At 70.6% G+C, this 19,606-nt stretch carries 13 protein-coding genes and 1 pseudogene; 8 read left to right on the top strand and 6 right to left on the bottom strand.

Features of this window, described 5'->3' with window-relative positions; translation table 11 throughout:
• The first annotated feature begins 3 nt into the window (after positions 1–3).
• The 3 genes and pseudogenes from ABD732_RS02655 to ABD732_RS02645 all read left to right on the top strand — a co-directional run.
• Complete coding sequence (locus tag ABD732_RS02655) at positions 4–1,833, top strand: acyl-CoA dehydrogenase (protein WP_344780292.1); 1,830 nt, start codon at positions 4–6, stop codon at positions 1,831–1,833.
• A gap of 223 nt (positions 1,834–2,056) precedes the next feature.
• Positions 2,057–3,310, top strand: coding sequence for an MFS transporter (locus tag ABD732_RS02650; RefSeq protein ID WP_344780290.1), 1,254 nt, complete (start codon positions 2,057–2,059; stop codon positions 3,308–3,310).
• Positions 3,291–4,505: pseudogene (locus tag ABD732_RS02645) on the top strand (MalY/PatB family protein); the annotation flags it as partial. The gene ABD732_RS02650 and the pseudogene ABD732_RS02645, both read left to right, overlap by 20 nt.
• A 176-nt stretch (positions 4,506–4,681) precedes the next feature.
• On the opposite strand, the gene ABD732_RS02640 reads toward ABD732_RS02645, so the two are convergent.
• The 3 genes from ABD732_RS02640 to ABD732_RS02630 form a co-directional block, all read right to left on the bottom strand.
• Positions 4,682–5,458, bottom strand: a complete 777-nt coding sequence (locus tag ABD732_RS02640) for an SDR family NAD(P)-dependent oxidoreductase (protein ID WP_344780288.1) — start codon at positions 5,456–5,458, stop codon at positions 4,682–4,684.
• Between the two features lie 112 nt (positions 5,459–5,570).
• A complete protein-coding gene (locus tag ABD732_RS02635) occupies positions 5,571–7,274 on the bottom strand; it encodes a VanW family protein (RefSeq protein ID WP_344780286.1) in 1,704 nt (567 codons plus the stop codon).
• A gap of 186 nt (positions 7,275–7,460) precedes the next feature.
• On the bottom strand, positions 7,461–8,768 hold the full coding sequence (locus ABD732_RS02630; protein ID WP_344780284.1) for an acetyl-CoA C-acetyltransferase: 1,308 nt from the start codon (positions 8,766–8,768) through the stop codon (positions 7,461–7,463).
• A 191-nt stretch (positions 8,769–8,959) separates the two neighbouring features.
• Between ABD732_RS02630 and ABD732_RS02625 the strand changes: the two genes are divergently transcribed.
• Entirely contained in the window at positions 8,960–10,321 is a 1,362-nt protein-coding gene (locus ABD732_RS02625; protein WP_344780282.1) for a 3-oxoacyl-ACP reductase, read from the top strand.
• Entirely contained in the window at positions 10,321–11,205 is an 885-nt protein-coding gene (locus tag ABD732_RS02620) for a MaoC/PaaZ C-terminal domain-containing protein (RefSeq protein WP_344780280.1), read from the top strand. Before ABD732_RS02625 ends, ABD732_RS02620 begins: the two co-directional genes overlap by 1 nt.
• Positions 11,206–11,221: 16 nt before the next feature.
• Here ABD732_RS02620 and ABD732_RS02615 read toward each other — a convergent pair whose 3' ends face one another.
• Both ABD732_RS02615 and ABD732_RS02610 read right to left on the bottom strand, forming a co-directional pair.
• Positions 11,222–11,851, bottom strand: coding sequence for a TetR/AcrR family transcriptional regulator (locus tag ABD732_RS02615; protein WP_344780278.1), 630 nt, complete (start codon positions 11,849–11,851; stop codon positions 11,222–11,224).
• Positions 11,852–11,892: 41 nt separating this feature from the next.
• Positions 11,893–13,098, bottom strand: coding sequence for a glycoside hydrolase family 3 N-terminal domain-containing protein (locus ABD732_RS02610; RefSeq protein WP_344780275.1), 1,206 nt, complete (start codon positions 13,096–13,098; stop codon positions 11,893–11,895).
• A gap of 23 nt (positions 13,099–13,121) precedes the next feature.
• Between ABD732_RS02610 and ABD732_RS02605 the strand changes: the two genes are divergently transcribed.
• The 3 genes from ABD732_RS02605 to ABD732_RS02595 all read left to right on the top strand — a co-directional run bounded on the left by ABD732_RS02605 (position 13,122) and on the right by ABD732_RS02595 (position 18,316).
• Positions 13,122–13,322 carry a DUF2613 domain-containing protein gene (locus tag ABD732_RS02605; protein ID WP_344780273.1) on the top strand — a complete coding sequence of 67 codons (201 nt, stop codon included), beginning with the start codon at positions 13,122–13,124 and terminating at the stop codon, positions 13,320–13,322.
• 27 nt (positions 13,323–13,349) lie between these two features.
• Positions 13,350–17,795: an alpha-(1->3)-arabinofuranosyltransferase gene (locus ABD732_RS02600; RefSeq protein ID WP_425552965.1), complete on the top strand. Its 4,446-nt coding sequence runs from the start codon at positions 13,350–13,352 to the stop codon at positions 17,793–17,795.
• A 122-nt stretch (positions 17,796–17,917) separates the two neighbouring features.
• Positions 17,918–18,316: a hypothetical protein gene (locus ABD732_RS02595; RefSeq protein ID WP_344780271.1), complete on the top strand. Its 399-nt coding sequence runs from the start codon at positions 17,918–17,920 to the stop codon at positions 18,314–18,316.
• Here the strand turns inward: ABD732_RS02595 and ABD732_RS02590 are convergent, their stop codons facing one another.
• The gene (locus ABD732_RS02590; protein ID WP_344780269.1) at positions 18,317–19,525 is read right to left on the bottom strand and encodes an acyltransferase family protein; all 1,209 of its coding nucleotides are present in this window, start codon (positions 19,523–19,525) and stop codon (positions 18,317–18,319) included. It abuts the gene before it with no gap.
• Positions 19,526–19,606 lie beyond the last annotated feature (81 nt).

The following is a 19,606-nucleotide window of genomic DNA, read 5'->3' as shown; positions in this document are numbered from 1 at the left end:
ACCATGGGCCACTACAAGTCCAACATGCGCGACCTGCACTTCAACCTCTTCGAGATGTACGAGCTCGACAAGGTTCTGGAGTCCGGCGAGTTCGGCGACCTGGACCACGAGACCGCCGTCGACATGCTCCGCGAGGTCCGCACCCTCGCCGAAGGACCCATCGCCGAGTCCTTCGCCGATGCGGACCGGAACCCGCCGGTGTTCGACCCGGCCGACCATTCGGTGACCATCCCCGAGAGCTTCGCCAAGTCGTACAACGCCTTCATCGAGGCCGGCTGGGACAAGGTCGGCGTGGTGGAGGAACTCGGCGGCCTGCCGGCTCCGCGTTCGCTGTACTGGGCCCTGGGCGAGATGGTGCTCGGCGCCAACCCGCCGGTCTTCATGTACGCCGCCGGCTCGGGCTTCGCGAACATCCTGTTCGACAACGGCACCGACGAGCAGAAGAAGTGGGCCGCGATCTGTTCCGAGCGCGGCTGGGGCGCCACCATGGTCCTCACCGAGCCGGATGCCGGTTCGGACGTGGGCGCCGGCACCACCAAGGCCATCAAGCAGGAAGACGGCAGCTGGCACATCGACGGTGTGAAGCGCTTCATCACCTCGGCCGACCAGGACATGACCGAGAACATCTTCCACCTGGTGCTGGCCCGCCCCGAGGGCGCCGGCCCCGGCACCAAGGGCCTGTCGCTGTTCTTCGTGCCGAAGTTCCACTTCGACCCCGAGACCGGCGAGCTGGGCGAGCGCAACGGCGCCTTCGTCACCAACGTCGAGCACAAGATGGGTATCAAGGCTTCGGCCACCTGCGAGGTCACCTTCGGTCAGCACGGCGTTCCGGCCAAGGGCTGGCTCGTCGGCGAGGTCCATTCGGGCATCGCCCAGATGTTCGACGTCATCGAGCACGCCCGCATGATGGTCGGCACCAAGGCGATCTCGACCCTGTCGACCGGCTACCTCAACGCGCTCGACTACGCCAAGCAGCGCGTCCAGGGCGCCGACCTGACCCAGATGACCGACAAGGCCGCCCCGCGCGTCACCATCACCCACCACCCGGACGTGCGCCGGGCGCTGCTGACCCAGAAGGCCTACGCCGAGGGCCTGCGCGCGGTGTACTTGTACACCGCCTCGCACCAGGATCCGGTCGCCGCGCAGATCGTCTCCGGCGCCGACGAGGAGATGGCGCACAAGGTCAACGACCTGCTGCTCCCGATCGTCAAGGGCGTCGGCTCCGAGCGGGCCTACGAGAAGCTGACCGAGTCGCTGCAGACGCTCGGCGGTTCGGGCTTCCTGCAGGACTACCCGATCGAGCAGTACATCCGTGACTCGAAGATCGACTCGCTGTACGAGGGCACCACGGCCATCCAGGCGCAAGACTTCTTCTTCCGCAAGATCATCCGCGACAAGGGCCAGGCGCTGGCCCACGTCGCCGGCCAGATCTCCGCGACCGTCGAGGCTGCCGCCGACGAGCGGCTGTCCGCCGAGTACGGCCTGCTCAAGACCGCTCTCGAGGACGTCCAGGCCATGGCCGCGACCCTGACCGGCTGGCTGATGTCGGCGCAGGAGGATCCGAAGCAGCTGTACAAGATCGGCACCGGCTCGGTCCGCTTCCTGATGTCGGTCGGCGACCTGGTGATCGGCTGGCTGCTGCTGCGCCAGGCCGAGGTGGCCCTGGCTGCGCTGGACAACGGCGCGACCGGCGACGACAAGGCCTTCTACGAGGGCAAGGTCGCCTCGGGCAAGTTCTTCGCGAAGAACATGCTGCCGCTGCTCACCGCGATCCGCGGCACCGTCGAGAACGTCGACAACGACATCATGGAGCTCGACGAAGCCTCCTTCTGATGAATGGCTCGGCCTGAGACCTTCGGGTCTCGATGACGGCGCGGCCGCCGCAACACTCTAGACGGGGGGTTGCGGCGGCCGCGCCGTTTCGCATCGGACGCCTCACCGAACCGGGCACCGAACGGCGAGCGTGACCGTTCTCACCACTCCCGATGCCGGGATTGCCCGACTGATCGGATCGCTGAACGACCGCTCACTCGGACCGGTGGCTACCCTCGGACTCATGACCGGAATCGACGCCGTGCCGCGGCCGCGGCATGTGCACCCGCAGCGCTGGTCCTTCCTGCTGCTGCTGGCGCTGCTCGCTCTCGCCCTGGGCACGTCGGCGCTGCCGTCGCCGCTGTACCCGATCTATGCCGAGCAGTGGGGATTCGGCCCGCTGACCACCACGCTGATCTTCGCCGTGTACGCGATCGGCGCCCTCGCGGCGGCGCTGACCGTCGGGCCGATCTCCGATGCCATCGGCCGCAAACCGGTGCTGGTCACCGCGCTGATCACCATCCTGGTGGGGCTGGGGATCTTCCTGATCGCGACGCAGGTGTGGGAGTTGTTGCTGGCCCGGCTGCTGCACGGCGCCGCGATCGGCGCGACCATCGTCGTCTCCGGCGCCGCGCTGCTGGACGTCCGGCCCTACGACGGCGCTCGCAACGGCGCGGTGAGCGGTGCGGCGCTGAACGCCGGAATCGCGCTCACGGTTCTCGGTGCTGCGTGCGCGGCTCAATGGGCGTCGAGTCCGCTGCGGATCCCCTTCGCGATCATGGTGGTGATCGTGGCTCTGCTGCTGGCCGCCGTGATCGCCCTGGTGGAACCGCACACCGGACGCACGGGAGACCGCATCCGCATCCAGCGGCCGTCCACCCCCGAGTCGATCCGCGCCGACTTCTGGTTCTCCGGGATCGGCATCCTCACCTCGTGGTCGGTGCTCGGCGTCTTCCTGAGTCTCTATCCCGCACTCGCCCAGCAGACCACCGGGCAGGCCTCGGTGATCTTCGTCGGCGTCGTCATCGCATTGATGGCGGCGGCGGCCGCGGCCTCCCAGTGGGCGGGCGGGCGCTTCACGCCCCGGCACACCGCGATCGCCGGTGACCTCGGCATGATCGTGGCGCTGGTCGGCGCGATCTTCGCCGTGCGCAGCGGCTCGGCCGTCGCCGTGGTGGCCGATGCGATGTTCCTCGGCGCCGTCTTCGGCCTGGCCTTCGGCGGTTCGCTGCGTCACCTCAGCGAGGTGGCCCCGGCCGATTCCCGCGGCCAGGTGATGAGCGCCTATTACCTGCTCGGCTATCTCGCGATGGGCGTGCCCACGGTGATCGCGGGTGCGCTGGCGACCCGGTACGGCACCGGCGCCATCTTTCCGTGGTTCGCCGGCGCGGTCGCCCTCGGCTGTCTCGGCGCGGCCATCCTCGGCCTGGTCACCGGACGGGCTGCGCCGGTCGCCGAGTTGCCGGTAGACCTGAGCCATGACGTCTCGGAACCATGAGCCGCCACTCGGCAACCCCCTGGAACAGCTGAGCCTCGACGATCTGCGCCGGCGCACCAGCGCCAAGTGGGCGGCCCACCGCGGCGACGTCCTCCCGCTCTGGATCGCGGAGATGGACACCCCGCTCGCGCCCCCGATCGAGCGGGCGCTGCAGCGCGCGGTGGCGGCCGGCGACACCGGCTATCCGGGCGGCGCCCGCGCCTACGCGCGCGCCCTGTCGGACTTCGCGGCCCGGAGGTGGGGGTGGGACGGCCTCGACGTGGCGGCCACCTCGATCGTGCCGGACGTGATGATGGGCATCGTCGAGGTGCTGAAGGTGGTGACCGAGCCGGGCGACACCGTGGTGGTCAATTCCCCCGTCTACCCGCCGTTCTACGCCTTCGTCGGCCACTCGGGCCGGCCCGTCGCCGAGGCCCCGCTGACTCCGCAGGGCCGGATCGACCTCGAAGCACTGGAGGCCGCCTTCATCGCGGCCCTGCGCGTCAGTCCGCGCGTCGCCTACCTGCTGTGCAATCCGCACAATCCGACGGGGGCGGTGCACACCGCCGCCGAACTGGCCGCCGTCGCCGAACTCGCCCGCGGCTACGGGGTCCGGGTGGTCTCCGACGAGATCCATGCGCCGCTGATCCTGGCCGGTGCGCACTTCACCCCGTACCTGAGTGTGCCGGGGACCGGCGACGCCTTCGCCGTCCTCTCGGCATCGAAGGCCTGGAACCTGGCCGGACTGAAGGCCGCCATGGCGGTGGCCGGCCCGGACGCCGCCCCGGATCTGAAGCGGATCCCCGAGGAGGTGAGCCACGGACCGAGTCACCTTGGCGTCCTGGCCCACACCGTCGCCCTGAACGAGGGCCGGGAATGGCTCGACGCACTCCTGGCCGGGCTCACCGCGAACCGGGAGCTGCTGGGCAGGCTCCTGGCCGAGCACCTGCCGGGCGTCGGCTACCGGCCGCCGGAGGGCACCTACCTCGCGTGGCTCGACTGCCGGCCGCTGGAATTGAGTTCGCCGGACGACCACGGCGCCCCCGGCATCGTCCGCGAACTGTCCGGCCCCGCACGGTTCTTCCTCGACGACGCCGGGGTGGCCCTCAGCTCCGGGCACGTCTTCGGCTCCGGCGGCGGCGGACACGTCCGCCTCAACTTCGCCACCGGGTCGGCGATCCTCACCGAGGCCGTCGAGCGGATGGGAGCCGCGGTCACGGCACTCGCCGATCGCGCAAGCCCTGTCGTCGATCGAGCAACCACCGTCGCCGATCGAGCAACCACCGTCGCTGATCGAGCGGAGTCGAGATCACCACGCCCACAAGTGGACTGAAGACGGTCTCGACTCCGCTCGACCTGCGTGAGGGAACTCCGCTCGACCAGCGTGAGGGACTACTTCGGGGGCATCCGGATGCCGCCGTCGACGCGGATCACCTCGGCGTTCATGTACGAGTTGGTGATCAGTTCCTCGACCATCGAGGCCAGCTCGTCCGGCACACCGAGGCGCTTCGGGAACAGCACGCTCTCGCCGAGCTTGGCCTTGAACGCCTCCGACTCGGGGCCCTCGCCGTAGATCGGGGTGTCGATCAGGCCGGGGGCGATGGTGTTCAGGCGCACGCCGACGGCGGACAAGTCGCGGGCGACCGGCAGCGTCATGCCGACCACGCCGCCCTTGGAGGACGAGTAGGCGGCCTGCCCGATCTGTCCGTCGAAGGCGGCGACGGAGGCCAGGTTGACGATGGCGCCGCGCTCGTTGGAGGGGCCCGGCTCGTTGCGGCTCATGGCGGTCGCGGCCAGCCGGGTCACGTCGAAGGTGCCGATCAGGTTGATCCCGATGACCTTCTTGTACAGGTCCAGGTCGTGCGCGGAGGCGAACTCGCCGTCGCGGCCGATGGTGCGCTGCGCCCAGCCGACGCCTGCCGAGTTGACGACGGCCTTCAGCGGTCCGAGCTCGACGGCCTTCTCGATGGCCGCGATGATCTGATCGGTGTTCGTCACGTCGACGGGCACGAAGACGCCGTCGATCTCCTTGGCCAGGGCCTCGCCCTCTTCGGCCTTCAGATCGGCGATGACGACTTTGGCGCCGCGGGCGGCGAGACGACGGGCCGAGGCCGCGCCGATACCCGACGCACCACCGGTGACGATTGCACTTGCTCCATTGATATCCATACGGCTGAGCCTAACGCCACGCGTGACGGCGCCCACAGGGGGCCGGAGGGTGGGGTTCGGTGATCTGCGCCTCACCCGGCGAAGGGCGGTCCCGGACGGCCGGAGCCGTCTTCTAGCGGCAGCGCACGATCGGTTCGGGCGCGTACCGGACGGTCCGCGTGTTCCGGGAGATCTCGCCGCCGGACCGTGCATCACGCACCACGCGCGTGTTGGACGTGGTGAAGCCCGGACTGCCGCTGCTGGGGATGCAGTCGTCGCCCGCGGGCAGCTCCAGGGTCTGCGGGCTGGTCGGGCTGGATCGCTCACCGGTGAACGATTCGACCTCGAACTGCTTGGTGCCCCACATCCGCACCGTGATCGACGACGGCGACCACGCCGTCTCGATCAGGATGCCGCTGTCGGTGTTGTTGCGGAACTGGAGGTCGATGAGTCCTTCGAAGACCGTCGCCTCGCGTGCCTCGGGATAGCGCGAGATGTAGTAGGCGTGTTCGGTGTGGGTCACGTCCTCGAGGCCGGCGAAGTAGGCGGCGTTGTACAGCGTGGTCGCGAACTGCGAGATGCCGCCGCCGACGGCGTTCGAGGCGTGCCCGTGGTCGATGATGGTCGAGGTGACATAGCCCTGCGCGGAACCGCGCGGCCCGGTGTGACCGTTGAGGGAGAAGGTCTCGCCGGGCAGCACGACCGCGCCGTCGACCTGCTGGGCGACCAGGCGGATGTTCTCGCCGGAGGGACCGCTGAAGTCGCCGGTGGTGAACTCGGCGACCACCTCCCGCACGCCGAGACCACGCGCCTTGGCGGTGGTGATCTTGGGCCGCAGGGTGGTGTAGGCGATCTTCGCGGTGCGCTGGTCGGCGACGGAGGCCTCGGCCAGTGCCGTCGCGGTGGCCGGTGCGTCGACCTTGGCACCGTTGCGCGCCGGCACCACCTGCGGTGATCCTCCGGCCAGTCGGAACGAGGCGCTCACCGGCGTCGATTCGGTGCCGGCAAGGTCGTTGCCGAGGACCGCTTTGAGACGGCGCTGCGTGACGGCCGGCACCAGGCCGCCCTTGCCGTCGGGGACGAAGGTGACCAGTGCCCCGAGCTGGCGCGGTGACACGGTGACGGCGTCGCCCTGACCGGTCAGCCGCAGTGCCGAATCGGTGACCTGGCGGGCCGGGCCGTCCATGGTCTGCTGCACCACCTCGGCTGAGACGGTCGGGTCGAAGGGCTCCATCGCCAGGGTGATCGGGCCGCCGGTGAGCCATTTCTCGGCCAAGGTGTGCTGGGCGGCGTCACGATCGATACGCAGGCCCGAGGACGGCAGGTCGGCCACCGGGGTGGTGCCGTCGAAGTGCACACCGCCCTCGACGGCCGCGCGTTCGAGCGTCTTGCGCTGCTCGTCGAGTTCTTCGTTGAAGGCTTCCTGGTCGAGATGAACGACCGGCGTCACCTGACGTGCGGCGCCCAGCATGGAGGTCAGCCGCGTCCACGGATTGCTCGGCTGCTCCAGCAGCCGGTCCAGCGTGGCGTCGGCGTCGAAGCTCAGACCCAGCGCGGCGGGGTCGACGGTGGCCTGGCCGGAGTCGGTCTGCAGCACCACCGGGGACACCGCGGAGACCGACAGCTTCTCCAGTGCGGCCTGCGCCTGATCCGGGGTGAGGTCGCCCAGCCCGAACTCGGCGATCTGGGCGCCGCGGGCGGTCTTGCCGTGGGTGAGGACCAGATCGACCGCGAACACCAGGCCACCCAGCAGCAGCGCCGCCAGCAGGCCGCGCGCCACCCAGGCGAACGTCGAAGTGTTCCGGCGTCGGTCGCGCCGGTGAGCAGAAGAAGTCACAACAGCGTAGATCTTAGGCGGATTCTCTTACCTGGAGGCATACATGAAGCTCCGGCTGCACTGCCGGGTCGGGGGTCAGGCAGTGCAGCCGGAGCTATCACGTATATATCCACCGGGCTCGAGAGCGTTACACGGTCGACGAAGATTTCTTTGCCGACTCGCGTATTCGCTGGTCGCGCCCGAAAATCAGCCTTCGATGATGGCCGTGACGCCCTGTCCGCCGGCGGCACAGATGGAGATCAGGGCGCGTCCGCCGCCGTTCTCCTTGATCATCTTGGCGGTCTGCGCGACCATCCGGCCGCCGGTCGCGGCGAACGGGTGGCCGGCCGCCAGCGAGGAACCGTGCACGTTGAGCTTGCTGCGGTCGATCTCACCGAGCGCCTTGTCGAGTCCGAGACGCTCGACGCAGTACTCCTCGGAGTTCCACGCGGCCAGGGTGGACAGGACCACTGAGGCGAAGGCCTCGTGGATCTCGTAGAAGTCGAAGTCCTGCAGGGTGAGGCCGTTGCGCTCCAGCAGGCGCGGCACCGCGTAGGTCGGCGCCATCAGCAGGCCGTCGGGGCCGTTCACGTAGTCGACGGCGGCGGTCTCGGTGTCGACCAGGTAGGCCTGCACCGGAAGGCTCTTCTCCTCGGCCCACTCGTCGCTGGACAGCAGCACCGCGGAGGCGCCGTCGGTCAGCGGGGTCGAGTTGCCGGCGGTCATGGTCGCATCACCCAGGGAGACGCCGAAGACCGGCTTGAGCTTGGCCAGCTTCTCGGCCGAACTGTCGGCGCGCAGGTTCTCGTCGCGGGTCAGCCCCAGGAACGGGGTGATGAGGTCGTCGAAGAAGCCGTCGTCGTAGGCCTTGGCCATGTTCTGGTGGCTCGCTGCGGCCAGGGCGTCCTGGTCGGCGCGGGAGATGCCGAACTCCTTGGCGGTGATGGCGGCGTGGTCGCCCATCGACAGGCCGGTGCGCGGCTCACCGTTCTGCGGGATCTCGATGCCCAGCTTGGTCACCAGGGCCAGCGCGGCCTTGATGCGGTCCGGGGTGGTGCGGGCGCGGTTGACCTCGAGCATCTGGCGGCGCATGTCCTCCGAAACGCCGATCGGGGCATCGGAGGTGGTGTCGACGCCGCCGCCGATGCCGGAGTCGAAGCGCCCGCGGGCGATGCCGTCGGCCACCGCGGTGATCGCCTGCAGGCCGGTGCCGCACGCCTGCTGGACGTCGAAGGCGGGGGTGTAGGCCGACAGCGAGGTGCCCAGCACGCACTCACGCACCAGGTTGAAGTCGCGCGAGTGCTTGAGCACCGCGCCGCCGACCACCATGCCGAGCTGCTCGCCCTGCAGATTGAAGCGGCTGACCAGCCCCTGAAGCGTCGTGGTGAACATCTCCTGGTTGCTGGCCTTGGCGTAGGCGCGGTCCTGGCGGGCGAACGGGATGCGGTTGCCACCGAGGATGGCGACCGGGCGCGACTGCTTGGTTTCCGGCTTGCGGGGGGTGTACGAGGCCACTGAGCGACTCCTGACTCGAGGATCTATCGGTCCGACTCCGACGGTAATCGGCGCCGCCGAACTTGTTGACTATTCTTACTATTGAGTAAGTTAGTTGTCGACCCCGGTACCTGCGTCGATCATCACACGGTCGCGGGCCTAAGGTCGTCAGACAAGCTGAACCTGATCCCAGACCTGCAAAGGAGACTGTCGTGGCTGGCAGCACCGACCTCTATTCTTCCTTCGTCAACTCGGGCCCCGGCGCCTTCCTCGCGAGCAAGGTCGGCCTTCCTCAGCCGCCGAAGCTGCGGCGGTACTCGGCCTCGCAGCCCGCACTGGGCGGCCCCGTCCTCCTCGGCGGCTTCGGTCGCCTGGTGGAGCCGGTGCGCGAAATCCTCAGCGCCGGAGACGATTACGACATCGTGACCAACAACACCTCCGGCCGCAGCGCCGACAAGCTGGGGGCGGCCGTCTTCGATGCGACCGGTATCAGCGACGCCACCGCGCTGGAGCAGCTCTACGAGTTCTTCACCCCGGTGATGCGCTCGCTGGGCAACTCGGCCCGCGTCGTGGTGCTCGGCACCACCCCGGAACTGGCCGCCTCCCCGGACGAGCAGGTGGCCCAGCGCGCCCTGGAAGGCTTCACCCGCTCGGTCGCCAAGGAACTGCGTGACGGTGCCACCGCCCAGCTGGTGTACGTGCACCCGAAGGCCAAGCCGGGCCTGAGCGGCCTGGAGTCGACCCTGCGCTTCCTGCTGTCGGGCAAGTCGGCCTACGTCGACGCCCAGGTGATCCGCGTCGGGGCCGGCGAGGCCGCCGCCGTCGAGAGCTGGGACAAGCCCCTGGCGGGCAAGGTCGCCCTGGTCACCGGTGCCGCCCGCGGCATCGGCGCCACCATCGCCGAGGTCCTGGCCCGCGACGGCGCCCACGTCATCGCCGCCGACATTCCGGCCGCCGGTGAGGCGCTGAGCGAGACCGCCAACAAGATCGGCGGCACCGCACTGCCGCTCGACGTGACCGCCGCCGATGCCGGCGAGAAGATCGCCGAGCACGTCCTGTCGCGCCACGAGGGCCTGGACATCATCGTCAACAACGCCGGCATCACCCGCGACAAGCTGCTCGCCAACATGGACGAGGGCCGCTGGAACTCGGTGATCGGCGTCAACCTGATCGCACCGCAGACCCTGGTCAACGAGCTGGTCTCCCGCAAGGCACTCCGCTCCGGCGGCGCCGTGATCGACGTCTCGTCGATCGCCGGGATCGCCGGCAACCGCGGCCAGACCAACTACGGCGCCTCCAAGGCCGGCGTCATCGGCCTGGTGGACGCCTACGCTCCGGTGCTGGCCAAGAGCGGCATCACCATCAACGCGGTCGCCCCCGGCTTCATCGAGACCGCGATGACCGCCGCCATCCCGCTGGCCACCCGCGAGGTGGGCCGCCGGATGAACGCCCTGCAGCAGGGCGGTCAGACCGTCGACGTCGCCGAGACCGTCGCGTACTTCGCCAACCCCGCGTCGAACGCGGTCACCGGCAACGTGGTGCGCGTCTGCGGCCAGAGCCTGCTGGGCGCCTGATGAGCAAGACCGTCACTCTCCGCGAGATGCCCTCGGCGGCCACCCAGTACCCGAAGGCCGTCGGCGCCATGCTTCCGATGATCGGGAAGCCGGCGCGAGTCGCCGCGAACGCCACTCTCCCCGACACCCGCTTCCGCGTGGAGAACGTGCGCGTGGACCGGTCCCGGCTGCAGGAGTACTGCCACGCCACCGGCGTCCAGTACGGCCCCGACCTGCCGCTGACGTATCTGTTCGTCCTCCAGTTCCCGCTGGCCATGGAGGTGATGGTGGCCTCGGACTTCCCGTTCGGGGCCGTCGGCGCCGTGCACGCGGAGAACCGGATCGAACGGCTCCGGCAGATCGGCGCGGACGAGCCGCTCACCATCGAGACCCACGCGGAGAACCTGCGCGAACATCGCAAGGGGATGCTGGTCGACGTGGTCTCGGAGTTCTTCGTGGGCAGCGAGCTGGTGGCGGTGCAGACCGGCTCCTTCCTCAAGCAGCAGCGCACCAGCCTGTCCGACGAGCCGCGCGGACCGGCGCCGAAGGACTCCACGCCGCCGCCCCCGGACCGGGTGCTGTCGGTGGATCTCGGGCTGATCCGCCGCTACGCGGCCGCCTCCGGCGACCGCAACCCGATCCACATGGCGGACCTGTCGGCCAAGCTGTTCGGTTTCGCCAGCGCCATCGCGCACGGCATGTGGAGTGCGGCCACCGCGATCGCCAACGTCGAGGCCCAGCTGCCCGGCGCGGTGGTCTACACGGTGCGCTTCGGCAAGCCGATCCTGCTGCCGGCCAAGGTGAACCTGTACACGCGGCGCGACGGCGAGTCGTTCGAGGTCTCGATCCTCAACCGGCGCAAGGGTTATCCGCACCTGACCGGAACCCTGCAGCCGCGCGACTGACGCCGCCGGGAGGGGGTCAGTCGCCGTCGGCGGCCGGGACACCGTCCGCCACGTGCGTGCCGACCCCCTTCAGGCCGCGCCAGGTGATGCCCAACAGGAGATCGGTGGCGGCGTCGATGGAGACGTCGCCCTCGGAGACCCGATCGGCGACGGCCTCGGCCGCCCCCACCAGCGCCACCGCCGTCAGTTCGAAGTCGACGTCGGAGGCGCCTTCGACGGTGGTGCCGCGGCGGATCAGGTCGGTGATCATCTCGGTGATCTGCGCGCGTGCCCCGGTGACCGCTCCCGCGAAACCGGCGGTGCCGCTGGCCACGCGGTAAAGCACGCGCCACGACTGGGCGTGCTCGTGGACATACCGCAGAAATTCGCGCACCAGGACCCGGGCCTGCTCACGCTGCCGCATGTCCGGATCGAAACCGGTGCTCATCGCCTCGATGAACCGACCCGATTCACGAGTGATGCAGGCGGTGAAGAGTTCGTCCTTGGAGCCGTAATACAGGTACAGCATGGGCTTGGAGATCGCTGCGCGCGCGGCGATCGCATCCATCGACGTGTCGGAGAATCCGGTCTCGGAGAACTCGGTGATCGCCGCGTCGAGCATCTGCTGTTCACGTACCGCGCGAGGCAGCCGCTTTGGTCGTGGCATGCCTCAAACTTACCACCCGGTAAGGTGGGATCTCCCGATACTCAGCACTTCACCACGCCCTTCGCGCGGAGGATCCGCACCACCGAAGCGTCGATCCGGTTGCGGTTGAGCTTACCGTCCTTGACCGCTTTCTCCAGGGTGTTCAGCACGGTGGGCACCTGATCGGTGGTGAGCCAGAGTCCGATGTCGGAACCGGCCCGGAACGCCTGCAGCACCGCCTGATCGATCGAGTACTTGTCGGTGATGGCCTTCATCCCGGACAGATCGTCGGAGAAGATCACTCCGTCGAAGGCGGGGCCGTCGTATTTGGTTCCGGTCCGCAGCATCCCGATGGCGCGGGGGCTGATGCTGGCCGGGGTGTCGGGGGCCGTCAGGCCGGGCACGATCAGGTGTCCCACCATCACGCCGGCGTCGCCCGGATCGCGCAGCAGCGTCCGGTACGGCACCAGATCGGTCTTCTGCAGCTGTGACAGCGGCGGCGTCTTCACCGCACCGAGATGCGAGTCCCCCGAGCCGCTGCCGTGCCCGGGAAAGTGCTTGTAGACCGGCTGGATGCCCGCGTCCTGCAGGCCGTGGGCGAACGCCCCGGCGTATTCGGTGACCACCTCCGGATCGCTGGAGTACGACCGGTCGCCGATCACCTCGTCGTCGGACTCGCTGGAGACGTCGACCACGGGCGCGAAGTCGACGGTGATCCCCATCTCGGCCATCTTCTCCCCCGCCTGCTTGGCCTGGGCCCGGACCTGCTCGGCCGTCGCGCCGCCGGCCACCATCGAGCGCGGGGACGGCAGGTCGATGCCGATCGACTTCAGGCGCGAGACCCGCCCGCCCTCCTGGTCGACGGTCACCATCAGCGGGATCTTCTGTTCCTTCGACAGCTTCGCGGCCGAGCCGCTGGTCAGGATGGTCAGATCGGTCCAGCTGCCGACGAAGATCCCGCCGATCTGCTCGGACTCGACCACCTGCCGGGCGTCGGCGGCACCGGTCACGCCGACCACCAGCCGCTGGGCCAGCTTCTGGCGCAGGGACAGCTTCGCCAGCTCGGCCTGGCCGCAGGGCGGGGGCGCGGCCGACGACGACGCGGCGGACGACTCCGCCGTGACCGACGAGGACGTCTCCGACGTGACCGAAGGGGTGGCCTGGTCGGTCGTCGACGAACATCCGGCGACCACGGTGACGCAGGTCGCGACCGCAATCGTGCGTGTGAATGCTCGCAGACGACGCGCCTGGCGCAGGGGTTTCCGCATGGGCGAATGGTAGCTTGGTCGGCATGACGCGCGACCGACTGATCTATGGGGCGGTGGCCGCTGCTGCCGGTTTGATCGTCGGTGTGGGCGCGGTCTTCCTCGGCGGCGCCCTGGCGGCGGAGAACTCGCCCTCGACCGACGTCAACAGCTTCAACGCCGAAGACGGCTTCCTGCAGGGTTCGGTGCAATACGGCACGCGCGGCGGCGCCGGCGACGACCACTGAGTCTTCCGGCTCCTCGCGGCTGCTTCGGTGACTCGCACCCTCAGTGACCGGGCGTCGACCGACGTCGGCCGTGCGCTGACGCGCCGGGATGTCGGCCTGATCGCCGTCCTGGCCCTCCTGGCCTCCTTCTGGCAGGCGCCGGGCCGCATCGCCCCGGACACCAAGCTCGACCTGACCGCCGACCCCGTCGGCTTCCTGTCCCGCGCGGCCCACCTCTGGTCGCCGGACGCACCGATGGGCCAGATCCAGAATCAGGCCTACGGCTACTTCTTCCCGCACGGGGCCTTCTTCGCGCTCGGCGACCTGGCCGGGCTGCCCGGCTGGGTGACGCAGCGCCTGTGGTGGGCACTGCTGCTGACGGTCGGTGTAGTGGGGCTGGTGCGCCTGGCCGAGGCGCTGCGGGTGGGTTCGTTCGCCTCGCGCCTGCTCGCAGCGGCGATCTTCGCGACCTCTCCGCGTGTCCTGACGACCCTGGGCTCCATCTCCTCGGAGACGCTGCCCTACATGCTGGCGCCCTGGGTGCTGGTGCCGATGGTGCGGGCCCTCGACACCGCGACGGCGGACCCGCGGCCGCTGTGGCAGGCAGCGCTGCGGTCGGCGTGTGCGGTGGCCCTGATGGGCGCGGTGAACGCCGTCGCCACGGCCGCGGCCGCCGGGGTGGCACTGGCGTGGTGGGCGTTCGGGCTGCTGACACGCGACCGGATGCGGCTGCGGCGCCGCCTGGTCTTCGGCGCCTGGTGGACGCTCGGCTTGGCGCTCGCCTGCCTGTGGTGGCTGGTGCCGCTGCTGCTGCTGTCGCGGCTGTCTCCCCCGTTCCTGGACTTCATCGAATCGGCACGGGTGACCACCGAGTGGAGTTCGCTCACCGAGGTGCTGCGCGGCACCAGCTCGTGGACGCCGTTCGTCTCCACCGAGCGGGCGGCCGGGGCCGCCCTGGTGTCCGAGTCGGCCGCGGTCCTGGCCACCGGCGCGCTCGCGGCGGCCGGGCTGGCCGGCCTGGCGATGTCGCGGATGCCGTTCCGCCGCCGGCTGGCCGCGATCCTGGTGGCCGGAGTGGTCATCATGTGCCTGGGGTACCCCGGGTCGCTCGGGTCGCCGCTGGCGGAGTGGTACCGCGACTTCCTCGACGGTGCGGGGGCGCCGCTGCGGAACCTGCACAAGTTCGACCCGTTCCTGCGGATCCCGCTGGCCCTGGGCATCGCGCATCTCCTGGCCCGGGTACCGGTTCCGGTGGGCGCCGGCTCCTGGCGCGCGGTGAACCGGTCGGTCACCGGGAGCCGGCGCCTGGCGGCGGCGCTGGTGGTGGTGGTCGCGGCGATCTCGACCGCAGGCCTCGCCTGGACGGGCGGGATCGCACCGCCCGGCAGCTACCGCGCGATCCCCGGGTACTGGCAGCAGACGGCCGACTGGCTGGCCGGGCAGAGCCGGGACCAAGCCGCACCGGACCGCGCCCTGGTGGTTCCGGGCGCCCCGTTCGCCGATCAGCTGTGGGGCCTGACCCGCGACGAGCCGCTGCAACCGGCGGCCACCACCCCGTGGGCGGTCCGCGATGCGATACCGCTCACCCCGCCGGGCGCCATCCGCGCGCTCGACTCGATCCAGCGGGAGCTGGCCGCCGGGCGCGGCAGTCCCGGGCTGGCGCCGACGCTCGCGCAGCAGGGCGTCGGCTATCTGGTCCTGCGCGCAGATCTGGAGCCGTCCTCCTCCCGGTCGGCCCGGCCCCTGCTGGTGGCCCAGGCGCTGCGCGACTCCCCGGGGATCACCCGGACCGCCACGTTCGGCCCGCCGACCACGCCTCCGGCGGCGGACGGCTTCGTCGTCGACAACGGTTTGCGGCCGGAGCTGCCCGCCGTCACCGTCTACCGGGTCGACGCGACGACGGGGACGGCGCCGCGGCTGACTCCCCTGGAGGAGATGCCGCGGGTGTCCGGCGGTCCGGAGTCGCTGCTGGCGATCAACAACGCGCGGGCCCGTTCGGGCCTGCCGCCGCTCGGACCGGCACTGCTCGCCGGGGACGCCCGGCGCGCAGGACTCGGAGAGGGACCGGGACTGATCGTCACCGACACCCCGGTCCTGCGCGAGGTGGACTTCGGCCGCGTCGACGACCATTCCTCGGCCATCCGCGCCCCCGACGATCCGCGGCTGACCAAGAACACCGTCGCCGACTATCCCGTCGACGGCCAGGAGCCGGTGGCCGCGCAGTGGCTGCTGAACGGCGAACCGGGCGGGGTGCGGGTGCGCACCAGCGGCTCCGCCTCGGATGCGACGCAGCCGGGCCAGACCTCCCCCGCCGCCTCGGCGGCCGCCGCATTCGACGGTGATCCCCGCACCGCCTGGGTCAGCCGGGGGCTGGACTCGGCGGTCGGCCGATGGCTGGCCGTGGAGTTCGACGAACCGGTCAGCAACCTCGCGGTGACGGTGACCACCGCGAAGGCGATCGGCGCCGACGTGAGCTCGATCCTGGTCACCACCGACGCCGGAAGCGCGGTGGCGCAAGGACTCGAGCCCGGGGAACCGACCCGGATCGTCGCCCCGTCCGGGCCCACCACCCGCGTCCAGATCCGGGCGATCGAGACCGAGAACGGCGGCGGCAACCAGTTCGCGCTCGCCGAGGTGGAACTGTCGAGCGCGGCGACCGGGCTCCCGGTCTCCATTCGGCAGCGGGCGGTGCTGCCGGAGGTGAGCGGCGAGGTGTCCGACTGGGTCCTGGGCCCCGAGCTCGGCGGCCGCGCACAGTGCGTCACCGACGAGTCCGCGGGGCCGGACGGAACCGACCGGATCCGCTGCGCGGCGGCGCTGGGGCTGGACTCGGAATCACCGGGGGTGTTCACCCGGACGCTGTCGGTGCCCCGGCCGGAGACCGTGACCCCGTCGGTGACGCTGCGGCCGCTGCCCGGCGCCACCCTGAATCAACTGCTGGCCCAGCCCGGTGGTCTGCGCGCGGAGGGCCCCTCCGCGGTGACCGATGCGCGCGGCACCGCGGCGGCCGCCGTCGACGGCGCCCAGAACACCGCCTGGATCGCCCCGGAGCCGACCGATCAGCGCAGTCGCCGTCCCACCCTGACCGTGCACCTGCCGCAGCCGGCCCGAGTGGGTGCTCTGCGGCTGAGCGTCCCGGACGATTATCCGGCGCGGCCCACCGAAGTCTCCGTCGACCTCGGCGACGGTAGCCAGACCCGCAAGGTCGGCGACGACGGCCTGGTGCGACTGGATCCGGCGCGCACCGACACCGTGAAGATCACCGTCACCAAGACCGAAGACCTTCTCGACACCAACGATCTGGGCTTCACTACGCGTGCCCCGGCCGGGATCAGCGAGGTGGAGGTGCTCGAGACGTCCGGGGAGGGGACGGCAGCGGTCGCCGCCGCACCGTTCGACCCGCAACGACCGATCGTGATCGGCTGTGACAGCGACCCGGCCGGTCCTCTCGGACTGGGCATGACCGCCTCCGGGCGGCTGATCCGGCTGCAGGTGGCGACCACCGCGGGTGCGCTGCGGGACGGCCGCCCGGTCGTGGCGCAGCCGTGCCCCGGTGAACCGCTCGAGTTGGCCGCGGGGCAACAGGAGATCGCGGTGAACCCGGGTGAGGCGTTCACCGTCGACGCCGTGGAACTGCGCACGCCCGCCGCCGCGGCGACCGCGGCGACCACCACTCCGCCGGTAACGCAGTGGGAGGCGACGCGGCGCAGCGTGGACGTGGCCGCGTCGCCGCAGGCGCAGGTGCTGTCGGTGCCGGAGAGCACCAACCCGGGATGGCACGCGCGCCTGGCCGGGCAGGAGCTGGAGCGCATCGTGGTCGACGGCTGGCAGCAGGGCTGGGTGGTGCCGGCCGGGTTGGGCGGCACCGTGACGCTCACCTACGACCTCGACGGCGCCTACCGCTGGTCCCTCGGTCTGGGGCTGCTCCTCGTGGTCGTGCTGTTCGTGGCAGCGGGCCGGCGCCGGCGGGGCACCCCCGGTTCCGGCTTCGACTCGGGACCTCCGCAAGCTCCGGTCCCGGCTCAGCCTGCGGGGAGCACTGTGCCGGGTGCTGAGCCGGGCGACGCAGGAGCCCGTGTCGAAGTACCGGGTGCTGAGCCGGGCGACGCAGGAGCCCGTGTCGAAGTAGCGGTTGCTGAGCCGGGCGACGCAGGAGCCCGTGTCGAAGTAGCGGTCCGAATCGCCGGGGCGCTCGCCGGTCTCGCCGCCGCCTGGCTCCTCTGCGGCTGGTGGGGACTGGCCGCCGGACTCCTCGCCGGCGCGGTCGCCGCGCGAGCGGGCCGGACCGCGCGGGTGGTCGCCGTCTTCGGCGCGATGTTCGTCGCCACCGTGCTGCTCGCGGCCGGTCCGTGGCATTCGGGCCTGCCGTACACCGGCTACGACCCGTGGCCCCAACTGGCGGCACTCGTCGCACTGTCGGTGCTGGTCGCCGGGCTCGTCGTACCGCCGCGGGAACCACCCGCACGGCCCGAACCGAGCGGTGAAGGCGCGTGATCGGCTGACTGCCCGGTCACGACAGGGCACAATGACAAACCATGTGAACCGCGCCGCGCGCGCAGAGCCACCGACAGCACGATCCACCGACAGCACCAACCATCGACAAAGGGGATTCCACGATGTCGCGAGTCAAGGCAGCCGTCGTCGCCGGATGCGCCGCAGCGGCGGTCGCCGCCACCCTGACGGCCGCACCGGCACAGGCCGCACCGCAGGGCAAGGTCGATCCGGGAATCGGCTTCTTCTCGGTGAATCACGGCGTCGGCTGCTCGTACAGCATGACGGTGCCGGTGAACTCCTCCGGCATGGTGAGCTTCTACGACTGGAAGGGCCCCGGCTATCCGCCGCTGTTCATCGGGCGGGCGATGGCCAGCGGCGGCAATGCCGCGGTCACCTGGTGGCCGAAGCGGCAGGGCCTGCGCAAGATCTACGCCGTCCAGAACGGGCAGAAGTCCGCGATCACCAAGGTCCGGGTGACGCAGGGTTACGGCAGCGGCGGCACCTGCTTCGCGTTCCCCTGATCAGTCGGAAGCCGACCCGGCGCGCTCTCGCAGCGCGACCGGCTGCGGCGGGTGCGCGCGGCGGCGCCGTTCCCAATTGGCCAGCCACCGGCGGCACGGATCCTCGACGAAGGCGTAACTGGCCGCTGAGACGCCCAGGGTGAGCACCACCGTCAGCACCCAGACCACCACGAAGTCGCCGGCGAACGGGGTGATCCCGAAGAGACCGAACACGCAGGTCAAGACAGCGAGATGCCAGATGAAGATGGCGTACGACCAGCGTCCCATCGCCGTCATCGGTCCCGAGTCCAGGAAGCGGAAGGGACCGGCGGAACAGACCAGCGGTGCGAGGATCGCGTAGGCGGCGACCGCACCGAAGACGATCTTGCCGACGTACTGCCCGTTGCCGAGGTCGCCCAGGCCGACCGGGCCGCTGAGCGGGGTGCACGCGAGGCCGTAGAAGACGACGGCCACCGCCAGCATCAGCGGGCGGTTGGCCGACACCGCCACCGTGCGGCGGACCATCCGCGAGGGCCGGTCGGTGAACTCGACGGTGGCAGTCAGTTCCGCCAGGATCAGTCCGGCCAAAAACCAGGGCAGATGCCCGAACACCCAGTTCTTGCCCTCGATCCCGTCGGGCAGGTTCATGGCGGTCACCGCCCAGGCCCAGCCGAGGCTGAGCACGCCGAGCCCCAGCAGGAGCGGGATCCGGAATCGGGCGCGGTCGCCGCGCAGCACCAGCAGGGCGTAGCCGATCAGCGGCAGCAGCAGGTAGAACGCCACCTCCACCGACAGGCTCCACATCTGGGTGAGGCCGGGAGCCAGGGTCAGCGGCACGAACACCTGCGTCAGCGTCAGGTTCGCCAGCCACACCTCCAGTGAGGCGCCGCGCGCCTGCGGGAGGAGGGTGAAGACCGCGACGACGGCCACCGCGTACGCCGGCCAGATCCGCACGAAACGGTGCCGCAGATACCGCGCGATGCCGGGTTCGTGCAGGTCCGCGTGCCGGGCCGCGGCGGCGTAGGGGCGCCACAGCAGAAAGCCCGACAGCGCGAAGAACAGGGCGACCGCCAAGTCGAGGCGGCCCAGGATGGGCCCGAGCACCGGCCATTCGACGGCCCGGGTCTGGAAGGCGACGTGGGTGGTGAGCACGCCGAGCGCGGCGACGGCGCGCATTCCCTCCAACTGGGGAAAGAAGCGCAGTCGCGGCGGGCTCACGGTGGTCGTCATGCTGACCGCCAGCGTAGCCCGGCCGGCCCCGGAGCCGACTCCGCTCGCGGTGTCGGCGGCGGCCGGCGCCGCGGCCGGGCA

It is taken from the genome of Gordonia caeni (assembly GCF_039537105.1).
GTDB classification, from domain to species: domain Bacteria; phylum Actinomycetota; class Actinomycetes; order Mycobacteriales; family Mycobacteriaceae; genus Gordonia; species Gordonia caeni.
Note: the sequence above shows the minus strand (reverse complement) of the source record. Positions and strands in the feature narration are given on the sequence as shown.